Annotated in this window: 8 protein-coding genes; 6 read left to right on the top strand and 2 right to left on the bottom strand. The window is 46.3% G+C overall.

Annotated features, from left to right (window positions below):
- Positions 1-1,074, top strand: coding sequence for a DUF6136 family protein (locus tag ACNKW2_RS08980; protein WP_419148251.1), 1,074 nt, complete (start codon positions 1-3; stop codon positions 1,072-1,074).
- Here ACNKW2_RS08980 and ACNKW2_RS08975 read toward each other — a convergent pair.
- A complete protein-coding gene (locus ACNKW2_RS08975; RefSeq protein WP_419148250.1) occupies positions 1,064-3,055 on the bottom strand; it encodes a winged helix-turn-helix domain-containing protein in 1,992 nt (663 codons plus the stop codon). The two genes, ACNKW2_RS08980 and ACNKW2_RS08975, sit on opposite strands and share 11 nt — an antisense overlap.
- A gap of 158 nt (positions 3,056-3,213) precedes the next feature.
- On the opposite strand from ACNKW2_RS08975, the gene ACNKW2_RS08970 reads away from it, so the two are divergent.
- A complete protein-coding gene (locus ACNKW2_RS08970; protein ID WP_419148249.1) occupies positions 3,214-5,469 on the top strand; it encodes a DUF5916 domain-containing protein in 2,256 nt (751 codons plus the stop codon).
- A gap of 276 nt (positions 5,470-5,745) precedes the next feature.
- On the opposite strand, the gene fadE is transcribed toward ACNKW2_RS08970, so the two are convergent.
- Positions 5,746-8,199, bottom strand: a complete 2,454-nt coding sequence (fadE, locus tag ACNKW2_RS08965; protein ID WP_419148248.1) for an acyl-CoA dehydrogenase FadE — start codon at positions 8,197-8,199, stop codon at positions 5,746-5,748.
- Positions 8,200-8,746: 547 nt separating this feature from the next.
- Between fadE and ACNKW2_RS08960 the strand changes: the two genes are divergently transcribed.
- The 4 genes from ACNKW2_RS08960 to ACNKW2_RS08945 all read left to right on the top strand — a co-directional run.
- Positions 8,747-9,064, top strand: a complete 318-nt coding sequence (locus tag ACNKW2_RS08960; protein ID WP_336565632.1) for a DUF6419 family natural product biosynthesis protein — start codon at positions 8,747-8,749, stop codon at positions 9,062-9,064.
- A gap of 53 nt (positions 9,065-9,117) precedes the next feature.
- Entirely contained in the window at positions 9,118-10,233 is a 1,116-nt protein-coding gene (locus ACNKW2_RS08955) for a 4-phosphoerythronate dehydrogenase (protein ID WP_419148247.1), read from the top strand.
- A gap of 45 nt (positions 10,234-10,278) precedes the next feature.
- A complete protein-coding gene (locus ACNKW2_RS08950) occupies positions 10,279-11,295 on the top strand; it encodes an aspartate-semialdehyde dehydrogenase (RefSeq protein WP_419148246.1) in 1,017 nt (338 codons plus the stop codon).
- Between the two features lie 258 nt (positions 11,296-11,553).
- A partial coding sequence (locus tag ACNKW2_RS08945; protein WP_419148245.1) for a FimV/HubP family polar landmark protein occupies positions 11,554-13,216 on the top strand: 1,663 nt, incomplete at its 3' end.

Below are 13,216 nucleotides of genomic sequence, written 5' to 3'. Positions count from 1 at the left end.
ATGTGGCGTTATTATTTATATCGCAAAGACAGCTTATTTTTGTCTTTGCGGCAGCTTCTACTGCAACTTTCTCAGTTTGGTCTAATGATAGGCTTGTTGTTTCAAGCGTATGTAGTGGGGCTGGTGGCTGCACTTTTTCTAGCCCTTGGACGACTGGTCGCCAGTGATAATCCTAGCACACAAGTAAACGTAGCCATTATGTTACTGCTGGCGCAAAGCTTACTGTTTTTGCAACTGCGCCATGGTATTTTAGACAGTGCTCACCGTCGCTATCACATTACCATTCTCGCCAATAGCTGGCATCAAAAAGTGGCAGACGTCGCCGCGCTGTTGGCAACTCACGTGTTATTGCATATGTCTCTAGTCCTGGGGGTTGCCATTGGTTACGAGCACTTTATTCAAGCTTGGCCGTTGTGGGTATTTGCGGCGAGCCAGTTAATCGTTGCCTTAGCGTGTGTGTATCGACCATTGGCAACTTTCATTGCGTTATTTGCTTCTTTGTTGTTGAGTATAGTAGTCCATGATCTCGGTTATTTTTTACTGCTCGTCAATATTCTGGTGTTGCTGGCAAACCGTTTTTTACCTCCAGAAATAACGCTGAGTGTCTCTGTGAGTGGTCTTTGCTCGTTCTGGCTAAGCTATGCGGCGAATCACTACTTTGTGATGCTGTGGCGGGCGGTATTGAGTTTATTGGTAATTTGGTTTGGGGTCATTATAAATGCCGAGCGTGCAGACTTAATCGCTCACTACATTCCCGGCTTAATGAGTTTGAATTTACTCTGCTGGGCCAGTTTGGGCTTAGATCTACGGCCTCAAGTGACGCAAAGAAGCGCGTTTTGGCAAAGCATTAATCGACTCAAACAAGCTCGGCTTAGCCTTTGGCTTATCTTACTGACGACTGCTGTGCTTTTTACCACGCCGGTGTATTTACTCACACCGCCAAGTCTGAGCCATCTTCTGCCTTTTTTATTCCTACCGGTAATGATATTGGCAGCCTTAAAGAGCCCGCGACAGCTAGCCGTGGCATGGCTAAGCACCTTGGTGGTGTGCTATACCGTGCTGCTTAATCTGTAATGGCGGTATTGGGGAGCAGGGTTAACTTTTTAATGTCGCCCTCGACACTTTCCATTTTGGCTATTAATAGGTTACCTAATGGGTCAATATCATAATGCCAGATAAGGTGGCCTGTTTTCTGCAGTGTAGGGGCTTGGTTGCCGCTTAGCGCTAGCCGCCAAATATAATCTTGTTGCGACCAGGTCGACTGCCAATACACTTGGTTACCACGGATCCTAAGATTACTAAACTGATTGGCTTGCTGTGGTGTCAGTGTGTGGCGGTTTAGCGTCGACTCCGCCGCACTCAGGACTGTGGTTGATTCCAGTAGTTGATTGTCTTGTAATAAAAACCAGGTTTGCCGCTGCGGGTGATAAAATACTGACTGGGCATTAACACTCTGGCTACTGACTAAGGCTCCAGAGAGACTATATTGATTCAGTGTGTTGCCATCAAAGGCCCAGAGGGTTTGTTCGTCAATCCAGCCCATACTGACAACGGCATGTTCAAGCTGGCTATCAAACTGTTGCAGTGGCCGTTTTCTATCGTAAACCACAAGCTTGCTGTCGCGATTTGAAGCGAGGTAATTCAGTGCCGGACTCCACTGTAAGAAATGGACGTACTCGTTACCTTGATGAAATGACAACTGACTGATTTGGTCGTTGCGGTACAAATACACCTCACACACACCACTGCGCCGAGACATAAAGGCGGTCTCACCCAGTTTGTTGGTTAACGGTAAGTAGTCAATGCTCGAACTGGAAAACAGCGGCAGGTTGTCTCGGTCTTTAATATTCACTTGAAAACTTTCTAGAGCAGCGAAGATATCGCCATTTTCATCGCTAGAGAAGCTGGTAAACAGTCCCAGCTCTGTGGTTTTCACACTTTGACTACTGCCATCAAGGTAATATCGTTGTAACTGTCCATGTTGGCTGGCCAATATGCTTTGGTGGTGAGTGTCGAATGCCACTGAGGTCACCGGTTTTTGCCATTGCAAGGCAATGCTGCCATCTAATTGCTGTAAACGACTTTGGCGCGACTGGGTTTGCACCAAATAATAGACTTTATTGCCCCAACCACGAATGGCCATTTTCAGCTGCTCACCACGCGCTAGCTGCAATGGCAGTTTTACCAGTTGTTGGCTATTAAGGCGATAAATATACGCTGTGCGGGCTTTATTTGGGCCATACACCAGTATTAGTTCTTCGTCGTTTTGCCACACCGGCTTTACCCCAAGCTCGCAGCGAAATAGGCGAGAGCTATGGTAAAACTGACCAGCTGCGGTCATCACGTGAAGCTGACAGCCATTGCCTTGATATTGCCAAAAGGCCAGTTTATCGGCGCTTGGGCTCCAGCTGGGAGCCGCCACACGAGTATCAAATTGGTGGCTGCGCAATTTATCGCCTTGTTTATTGGCAATGACGAGCTGAGTAAAGTCCTTAACATAAGCTAATAAGTTTTGCCTTTGGTGGGCATCAACATCAAACTCCAACCCCAACTCATGACTTAAGTTGCTGGTTTGGTATTGCAGCATTGGTTTCTCTGCAGGAGCAGTATTGAAATAGGCAATAGCACCAAAACACAGCAGTGCCATCATGGTGGTTGCTAATATCATAAGGCCATTCTTTTTGCTACTTGGTGGCGCTGAGGAGGAGCCGGTTTCCAGTGGTGCGGCTTGTGACTTAAGTGGGGCAATAAACTGATAGCCCTTTTTTGGAATAGTCTTGATGTACAGTGCTGAGCGAGGATTATCCTCAAGCACTTTGCGTAATTTAGTAATTAACTGATATAGGCTGTTGGGATCAACAATGGTATCTGGCCAGATCTGCTCGCATAACCAGTACTTATTTAACACTTGCTGCGAGTGGCTTAGTAACAGCAGCAGTAGCCGAGCACTTTGCGGCTCTAGTTTTATTACCTTTCCACAGGTTGAAGTCAAGGTATCCTGGTCACTGTCAAACTGCCACTGACCGAAGAAATAGTGTGATTGCTGCACTGCCATAATTGATTCAAGTTTACCTTTAGTGCGTTTAAGTTAGCTTTTATTCAGATTAAGTCAATGTTTATAAAGGTTAAATCAGGTTTATTCAGAAAAAATTCAGATCTTTTCAGAGTATTTTTTGTTGCAATGGCTGACATCGATACAAAGGAAACAGCAAGATGAAAAATAGTCACATACTCTGGTTGGGTCTCAGCGGTGCAGTAATAAGCCAGGGCGCCCTTGCCAGTAACATTGTCATTGATGGTCAACTTACAGAGCCACAATGGCGCTCAGCAACACAGTTTGAGAACTTTTATCAAGTGGTGCCTGTCACCCTAAATAACGCGAACCATAAGGTTAAGGCTTGGGCTTTTGCCGGTAAAGATGGGGTGTATATTGGCATCAAAAATTTGCAAGCGAAAGGCCAGCGTAAGCGTCAGTTTAATATTCACGACCGCTTTATGCAGGCGGATTTTAATCGCGTGGTGGTGGATTTTTCCGGCGATGGCAGTAGTGCTTATCAGTTCTCGGTCACTCTAGGTGGCGGCTCGCAAGACGCGGTACTGACTTCTAACCTAAAAGCGGATTATGATTGGGATGGTGAGTGGCTGTTTGCTAACCACATTCGCGATGACCATTGGACCACCGAAATGATGATCCCTTGGCACACGGTTTCTTTTCAACCTGGAGATGATGAAGCGTTAGCAGAGCTGGCCATTTCAATTCAGCTGTATGAATTAAAGAACAACTTTATTTATGCCAACCACCAAGACACTACTGCCGACAGTGACTTTTTCTTAACTATGCCAAGGATCTCAGCAGCCATTGGGCAGCAGTCGCAACTCACTTTTATCCCTTATTTTAGTCAGCAAGCACAATTTGCTCCGGTTTCGACGTCGAGTTCCCAGCAGCAGCATCAGTCTGACGTAGGCTTTGATTTGTTTTATAAGCCTTCGCATCAACAAAAGCTGAGTTTGGCTGTTAATCCCGACTTTGGCCAAGTGGATATTGATGATGTCGATGTTAATTACTCTGCGGTAGAAACATTAAGAACCGATAAGCGGCCATTTTTCACCCAAGATATTAGCCTATTCGAGATACCTGTATTAGAGCACACCAAGCTTATCCACACGCGTAGGATTGGGGCTTTCAGTGACGACGGTGAGTTAGCCACTACCCCCATCGATGGCGCGTTACGGTTTGTTCACAAAGGAAAGTCGTTTCAGGCTGGTGGCTTTGCGGTCACAGAAAATGACTTTTCAGCAGACATTGGTAAGCGCTTTTTTGCCGGCAGAGCCAATTATCAAGCAAAGGCTTGGCAGGTAGGCGCACTGACGACCAAAACAGAGCGGCCATTTTTGCAGCGAAACGCCTTAAGTTATGCCCTTGACGGTCAATACCGCAGTAATTCTTGGTCCTTTGCGGGATCTTGGTTAAGAACGGATATAGATACGCCACAGAGACGTCAGCGTGGCAATGCCGTTTCGCTAGACTTAGCTTACCAGCTCTCGGATCAGACTAAGTTCGCGGCACGCTATTTTGATGTTGATGATGGCTTTGATAACCGTGATCTAGGTTATATTAAGCGCAACAATTGGCGTGTCGAGGAGCTTTATGGCGAGTACGCCAGTCATGGCCAAGGCGCTTGGGTAACGCGTTTAAAGCAGTCATTAACGTGGCGCCGTGAGCAGAATCAGTCAGGTCTTACCCGATTTAATAAGCAAGATTACTTAGCCCAGTTACTTTTGTACAACGGTGGTCAGCTGAATCTTCGGCTTGAGCGTCATATTCGCGGTATTGAGGATAATCTAGGCTGGCAAACTCAGGCCTTTGCCACCCCAGAGCGCTGGCAGTCGCGGGTGTTTTATCAAAGCCCATATATTGGCAGTTTTAGCTGGGCTGCCAGTGTGGAGTTTGACCAAGAAGGGCTATCGGGCCAAGCGCAACAATACGCTTTAGATTTAACGTGGATGCCACATTATAACTGGAACTTGAAACTCAGTAATTTTTATCGCGATGGCGATGGCTGGTTAGTGGCAAACCGCCACAACGTTATTAGTGAATATGATCGTCAAGAGTTTGCCAATAAATTGGAAATCAATGGCCGCATTACTGAACGACTTGAGCTGAGCGCCACCTTACAGTGGACCGTATTAGAAGCGGTAAGCCACTCAGTCTATGAGGTCACTGACAGCGGCTTAAACCCTATTGCCGTCGATACCAGCTTTGACGACCGCCGTCTTGCCAGTCAGTTGAAGTTACGTTACCGCATGGGCGCTTATTCCGATATTTTCTTAGTATACCAACGAGGTGGCAAAGACATAGTTGCCACTGGACAACAAGTAGGAAATCGAGACTGGTTTGGAGGAGCCGTGGATCTCTGGCAGCAGCCGCTGCAAGACTTATTAACTTTTAAAGTACGCTATCAGTTTTAATCCCAACCCCTGCATCATTTGCAGTCTGCCCAAAAGAAAAAAGGTCAGAGTTATCTGACCTTTATATCCACGCTGATACCATTATGACTTAATACTTGAACAATTTGAGGGATTAAATCTGACGCTAGCTGCGTTAAAAATTTTTTATTTAGAATAACTAAATAGCAAAATTTTTGTCTTGCTATCGACAAGATTTTCTCGCCTCAAAGTAGGCCACTTAATTAAGCACAATGGTATTATGCGCCAGTGACCGTTGGTCAGCTGGCTGCAAAACTGTTATGCCGCATCGGCTTTGCTTGACTCTTTGCTGCGAGCTTTGCCTGCGAGCAACTCTTCTGGGTCAAAGTCATCGACATTAATAACCGCTAAACGCTTAGCTTCAACCGCACTCAATTTCGCGGCTTCTTCATCACTAAGCACACCGGCTTCTAGCCCCATCGCAGCGACTTCATCAAGACGCATAAATGGCAGCTTTTTACCTGTACCACGGCAGACTTTTTCAAACAAAGGCTCCACCTCAAGAATGTCTTTCAGTGTTTGCTCTTGTTTACCAAGTAAGCAAAGCGGCTCATCTTTAAGATAGATATTGGCTGCTAAGCGCTCACGTGAGTCATTTGGTGTTTGTAGCATTTTGGCAATTTTATGCTCTAGCTTATCCGTAGGCTTACGTACTGGACGACCAAATGGGAACAGCAACACTTTTAACAGGCCGCGCAATGCTGCAGATGGCATATTGTTAATTAAGTCAGCCAGTGCACGTTGACATAGATACAAGTGCTCCTGACATGACCACTGCACAAACGGTAAGTCTTCTTTACGGCGACCTTCATCGTTGTAGCGCTTCAGCGTTGCAGAAACCAAATACAAGTAGCTTAGTAAGTCACCAAGACGAGCAGAGATACGCTCTTTACGTTTTAGTGAGCCACCAAATACCGCCATGCAAATATCTGACATCAGTGCTAATGAAGCACTGTAGCGCGCTGCATTACGATAGAAGACCGCGGTTTCGTCGTTGAATGGCACTTTGGTGAAGCGTGCGCCAGTCAGTGCTAGCCACTTAGTTCTGACCAAGTTTGAAATGGTAAAGCCAATATGACCCATCAGCGACTTGTCGAAGCTATCCAATGCTTCTTGCTTATCGGCAATCGAACACGCCTCTAGCTCAGCCAGTACAAATGGGTGACAACGAATTGCACCTTGACCGTAAATAATCATATTACGGGTAAGGATGTTGGCACCTTCTACCGTGATGGCAATTGGTGCACCTTGGTAACCACGGCCAACGTAGTTATTAGGGCCTAAACAAATACCTTTACCGCCGTGAATATCCATCGCATGAATGGTGGAAGCGCGCATTTGTTCAGTAAGGTGGTATTTCAAAATGGCCGACACCACTGAAGGTTTTTCACCTAAATCCACGGCGCCTGTAGACATAGTCACCGCAGCGTCTGAGCTGTAGGCGTAACCACCGAGTTTAGAAAGTGCTTCTTCAACCCCTTCCATTTTACCAATCGGTAATTTGAACTGACGACGAATACGGCTATAGGCACCACTGGCAATGGCCAAAGACTTAATGCCACCGGCAGAGTTTGACGGTAAGGTAATAACACGGCCCACAGACAAACACTCAACCAGCATACGCCAGCCTTGACCGGCCATTTTTTCACCACCGATGATAAAATCCAGTGGTACAAATACGTTTTCACCTTGAGTAGGGCCATTTTGGAATGGCACGTTTAGTGGGAAGTGGCGGCGGCCAATTTTAACCCCATCGGTGTCGGTAGGGATCAACGCACAGGTAATGCCGAGCTCTTCTTTATCACCTAAAAGGCCATCTGGATCGCGTAGCTTAAACGCCAAGCCAAGTACCGTAGCAACTGGGGCTAAAGTAATGTAGCGCTTGTTCCACGTTAGGTTAATACCTAACACTTCTTCGCCTTGCCACTGACCTTTACACACCACTCCAAAATCAGGAATAGAAGACGCATCCGACCCAGCTTCTGGTGAAGTTAGAGCAAAACATGGGATTTCGTCGCCATTTGCAAGGCGAGGTAAGTAATGATCTTTTTGTTCTTCAGTACCATAATGCTGCAGTAATTCGCCTGGGCCTAACGAGTTTGGCACCCCAACGATAGAAGAAAGCAGGGTTGATTTACTGGTTAGCTTTTGCAGCACACACGATTGCGCGTAAGCTGAGAATTCCAGACCACCATATTGCTTTTTAATGATCATGGCAAAGAACTTGTTGTCTTTTAAGTATTGCCATACTTCTTGAGGCAAGTCAGTAAGCTCATGGGTCGCTTCCCAATCATCTAACATGGCACAGACTTCTTCTACTGGGCCATCAAGAAACGCTTGCTCTTCGACACTTAAGCGAGGCTTTGGAAATTGATGAAGCTTATCCCAGTTTGGGTTACCACAGAACAAATCGGCTTCCCACCAAGTGGTACCAGCATCGATGGCCGACTTCTCTGTTTCTGACATGGTTGGCGTAACTTTTTTAAACGCTTTAAATGCCGGGGCAACAATGTATTGCTGACGTATGTTGGTTACAGAAAGAGGAATGGCGATGACCAAAAAGATCAGCCAAGAGATAATGCCAAAAGCACCCGCAAAGGTACCTACCAGCATGGTTGCAGCTGCAATGCCAAGAGCAGTATTCCAGCTTGCGCGATGGTAGCTGGCTGCACTGAGCAAAGCTAACAAAGCAAGAATGAATATTAGTGTCATGTTTTTCTTCCTTATAAGAGGTCTGACCACCTGGTTAGACTAGCTTGTTGACGCTGTTATTTCAAGCATCTTGAAGCGTTTGCGGTAAATTATTTGCATTGTTTTATGACAAAATATTTACCTTTAACCACAGGTCAAAAGAGTGCATAACGGCTTACTTATGATAAGTCTGGCTCATTAAGTCGGATCATTTTTGTTGCTGCTGCGCAAATAACCAGCAGGGTTTCATATTAGTGTAGCTGGCAACTGTGCTTTTGAGTAACCAGCGTAGCAAGCAAAACGCGTAATAATCGACTTGGCGTCAAACTTTATTGCCACCATTTACTGCTGCAATCTACTTGCAAATAATGGCGCTGTTTCTATGCTTGAAAGTGTGTTTGAAAGACATAATACCAATCTGCATTCATTGCTTGCCCAAACAGGCCAAGTAACCAAGTGAATTGGTATAAGCGGTCTAGGCAAGGAGTGTCTGTATTACCGTATTCAGTTATGCTGGCTTACTGCCTAAGGCCACCGTTTACGTTGCCTCAGTTTAAGGAGAAACAAGATGCAGCTAAGTATGATCTATGGTGTAATTTTTATTGCTTTTGTAGCCATGGTGGCGTGTTTTTATGCGTTGCCTGAGGCTGTGGTTATCAACCTCTTTTCCGGTCTAGTGGCGGCGGTATTGGGTTATCGTGCCTTTACCCGCACGGCGCTTCTTCTTTGTGCTATTAATGTCTTGGCGATGATGTTTTGTCCTTTGATGGATGCCAGTGGGTGGCTCAGTCTTAAAGGCGCTGCGGTGTTTGTTGCTTGTGTGATGTTTTTTGGTATCGCCTTTGGCTGTGAAAAATCTGCCAGTAGCAAACGCTTTTATTATTAGTCCTCTGCTTTGCCATGATAAACTTTAATTAGGTGAAGTGTTTAGGAACTAATATGCGTATTTTAGCAGATCAAAATATGCCTCTAGTGGAGGCATTTTTTGCCGACATGGGGGAAGTGGAGCGGTTTGATGGCCGTGCAATTAATGCTGCGGATGTGGCTGGAGCAGATGTTTTGCTTACCCGCTCAGTCACTCAGGTCAACTCAACATTGCTCAGCCAAGCCAAGCAGTTAAAGTTTGTGGGTACCGCCACCATTGGCATGGATCATTTTGATACTGAATTTCTCCAGCAACAGGGGATTGCCTATAGTAACGCTCCAGGTTGCAATGCGATTGCCGTAGCAGAATATGTTATTAGTGGCCTATTGGCGTACGCCCAACAAACCAATACTCGCTTACGCGGTAAAACCATCGCCATTGTTGGGGTGGGCAATATTGGCTCTCGATTACGCGATAAAGTAAGCGCATTGGGGCTGAACGTTGTGCTGTGCGACCCTGTGCGTCATAAAAATGGTAGCTTGGATAACCATGTCGAGTTAGATGAGGCTTTGGCACAAGCGGATATTGTCTCTTTTCATGTGCCATTGGTGAAAAACGGCGATTGCAAAACCGTCCATCTGTTAAATGCCGAGCGTATTGCCGCGCTGAAGCCGGGCATGGTGATCATTAATGCCAGCCGCGGTGATGTGATTGACAATAACGCGCTTTTACAGGCGATGGAGTCTGGGCAACAACTCGAGCTTATTCTCGATGTGTGGGAAAACGAACCGCATATTTTAGAGCCGCTACTGCAATACACCCGCTTTGCCTCGGTGCATATTGCCGGCCACACTCTAGAAGGCAAAGCACGCGGCACCCAAATGCTCTATGAAGCGCTGTGTAATACCCTAGGAGTGGCCGCGCACAAGTCAATCACGGACTTTTTACCTAAACCCAGTATTAGCCGCTGCCAGCTAGAACAAACCGCCAACGAGCAAGACATCACGAACTTAGTGCACATGGTTTACGATATTCGCCGCGATGATGGCATTATGAAAGCCAATTTGGCTCAATATGGCTTCGATAAGCTTCGTAAAACGTATCCAGTGCGACGAGAATTTAGTACCATAACGATCAACAGTGACTCACCGATTAGCCAAGCATTGGCTGACTTAGGATTTTCCAAGTAACAAGGTTGGCAGAGTCAAGAAAGTAACCAAGAATGGGGAAACACAATGTCGCAAAAGTTTAATGTGGCGGTGCTTGGCGCAACGGGTTTAGTTGGCAAGCAAATTATTGAGTTATTAGCTGAACGTAAGTTCCCGGTCGATAACCTTTATCCATTAGCAAGTAGCCGCAGTGCCGGTGAAGAAATTGACTATATGGGTGAAAAAGTAACGGTACTCGATGTGGCAGAGTTTGACTTTGCTAATGCCCACATTGGCCTGTTTTCTGCGGGCGGTTCGGTGTCTGAAAAGTACGCGCCAATTGCTGCTGAGGCTGGCTGTGTGGTGATTGATAATACTTCCCACTTTAGATACGACTTTGATGTGCCATTAGTGGTGCCTGAAGTCAATGAATCTAGCTTGGCGGATTTCAGAAACCGTAACATTATTGCCAACCCTAACTGTTCTACCATTCAAATGATGGTGGCGCTTAAGCCAATTTATGATGCCTATGGTATTGACCGCATTAATGTTTCTACCTATCAAGCGGTATCGGGTGCCGGTAAAGAAGCGGTGGATGAGCTGGCAAAACAAACGGCAAACTTAATGAACGCCAGACCGATGGAAAACGATATTTTTGCTAAGCAGATCGCCTTTAACGTGATCCCGCAAATTGATGCGTTCCAAGACAATGGTTACACCAAAGAAGAAATGAAGATGGTGTGGGAAACGCAAAAAATCTTAGGTGATTCTAGCGTGTTGGTTAACCCTACTGCGGTAAGAGTGCCGGTGTTCTTTGGTCATGCGGAAGCCATTCACCTAGAAACGCGCATGCCATTTGACTTAGAGCACGTAAAGCAACTGCTTGCAGATGCTCCAGGTGTTGAGTTGATTGCAGATGACACAGACTTCCCAACGCCGGTAACGGACGCCAGCGGTAACGATACTGTGTATGTTGGCCGCGTAAGGCAAGATATTTCTCACCCTATGGGATTGAACCTTTGGGTGGTGTCGGATAACACCAGAAAAGGTGCAGCCACTAACAGCGTGCAAATAGCTGAAGCATTAATTGCTCAATATTTGTAACGCTCGCGACCATTAAACCTGGAAAACGGCAAACTTCTGCCAAGAACTTTGCCGTTTTGTCAATTACTTGACTACACAATCACTTTTCTACTTTTACCCTCTCAGAACAAAGCATTATAACAATCTTAACTTTCAATACGTTGCAATGGATATTCCGGCATATCTGGTTTATAGTTTGCATTTGGAATAGAGCTTGCTTCAGAGCCATAATAATAAATGTCGTTTAACGAGTGTTGAACATATGAGTAAAGGATCGGCATGCGCGGTTTAGCCTTATTTAGTATCTTTGTCTTTGCATTGGTTGCCACACCACTTCACTCCGAAGAGGGGACGGTGTTAAAGGGCCCGAAAGGGGTTGATTATGGCGCGCAGGGTCGCTCAATTGGTCCAATAAAACCAACCGATACCTTATGGCGTATTGCCCAAAAGGTTCGCCCCGATGGTTCTTCTGTCACCATTTATCAGGTGATGAAGGCGTTGTACGATAAAAACCCCACCGCCTTCTTAGACAAAAACCTAAACCACATGCGCGATGGCGCTTATCTACAAATTCCTACGCTGGCAGAAATACGCAGCGTTAACCCTGAGCTGGCTAAACAAAAGTCCGACCAAGACGACAAGTTATGGGAAATGAAACGTAACGGCCAGCTTCAAGCCAGCGACATTAATGCCGCAGAGAAACGCGTCACCCAGGCTCGTAAAGAGGATGTTGAGCAAGCCAGAGAAGACTTAACCAACCAGTTACGCTCGCTGAAAATGGAACAAGACATGCGCTTGCTAGACTTGCAGAAACAATTCAAGTCATCAGTACGCAATGTTGAAGAGATCCTCTCTGAAAATACTAAGCTGAAGCAGCAACTAGGAGACATCACCAACGAGCTGCAGTCGGTGCGAACGCAATTGGGCCGAGACAGTGAAATACAACAGCAACTGAAGTCTGTTATTGACCTGCAAAATGAAATGATTGCTCAGCAGCAGGCGGCGAAAGCCGAAGCGGAGCAAGAAGGCAGCTTATCCTCGTTTTTTACCTCCCCACTTGGTATTGCACTGCTGGCAACCTTACCCGCCTTGCTGGCCATTGCTGGCTTAGTGATGTTTTTACGCAGAAAAAACATCACGAAAGCAGACGCGGATGACGACGATTTCTTACCACAATCACCTGCAGCGCCTGCGGCCGCCGCAGCCACAGCCGGTGCAGCAGCGGCATCCGAACCCGACCCACTCGATATCAGTGACAGTAACGATGAAGACCCACTCGGTGGCAGCGTACAGCTGGATGACGACATCTTGCCTGAGGACGATGACATCACCTTTGATTCATTGGATGACGATTTTGAAGAAGGCAATGACTCGCTGGATCAAGATGAGCTCGACAGCCTGCTCAACGAAGACATCTCGTTTGATGATGACAACGACGATGACGACTTTATGCAACAAAACTTCGACGATGATTCAAGCGATGAAGTGGCATTGGATGTTGATAGCGAAGAAAAAGATGATGGCGATATACTCAGCGATGATGATCTCGATGACTTATTTAATGAATCGCAGGATGAAGAGATTGATGTTAGCGACGATGCCCTTGCTGCGTTAAGTGAAGAGTTAGCCGACGAGCAAGAAGGGGGGGATGATACTGCCTCCAATGATGATATCGATGATATTCTCGAAGGTAACCTCGATGATGAGCCAGAATTTGACGGCAATTTCGATAGCGAAAACCTGGTTGATGCCGATGACATTGATTCTTTGCTAGACGAAGCTCAAGACGATACGCCGGAGCTGGAAGAACAAAGCGATGAGCTGGCAGGCGACGATATTGATGCGCTGCTTGATGAAGCCCAAGACGATACGCCGGAGCTGGAAGAAGAAAGCGATGAGCTGGCAGGCGACGATATTGATGCGCTGCTTGATGAAGCCCAAG

This window comes from Pseudoalteromonas 'SMAR', assembly GCF_048515945.1.
Classification (GTDB): domain Bacteria; phylum Pseudomonadota; class Gammaproteobacteria; order Enterobacterales; family Alteromonadaceae; genus Pseudoalteromonas.
This window is presented reverse-complemented; position numbering and strand designations above follow the sequence as displayed.

Coding starts and splice junctions, on each gene's coding strand:
- ACNKW2_RS08950 (WP_419148246.1), top strand. CDS start 10,279: ATGTCGCAAAAGTTTAATGTGGCGGTGCTTGGCGCAACGGGTTTAGTT.
- ACNKW2_RS08975 (WP_419148250.1), bottom strand. CDS start 3,055: ATGGCAGTGCAGCAATCACACTATTTCTTCGGTCAGTGGCAGTTTGAC.
- ACNKW2_RS08980 (WP_419148251.1), top strand. CDS start 1: ATGTGGCGTTATTATTTATATCGCAAAGACAGCTTATTTTTGTCTTTG.
- fadE (WP_419148248.1), bottom strand. CDS start 8,199: ATGACACTAATATTCATTCTTGCTTTGTTAGCTTTGCTCAGTGCAGCC.
- ACNKW2_RS08955 (WP_419148247.1), top strand. CDS start 9,118: ATGCGTATTTTAGCAGATCAAAATATGCCTCTAGTGGAGGCATTTTTT.
- ACNKW2_RS08970 (WP_419148249.1), top strand. CDS start 3,214: ATGAAAAATAGTCACATACTCTGGTTGGGTCTCAGCGGTGCAGTAATA.
- ACNKW2_RS08960 (WP_336565632.1), top strand. CDS start 8,747: ATGCAGCTAAGTATGATCTATGGTGTAATTTTTATTGCTTTTGTAGCC.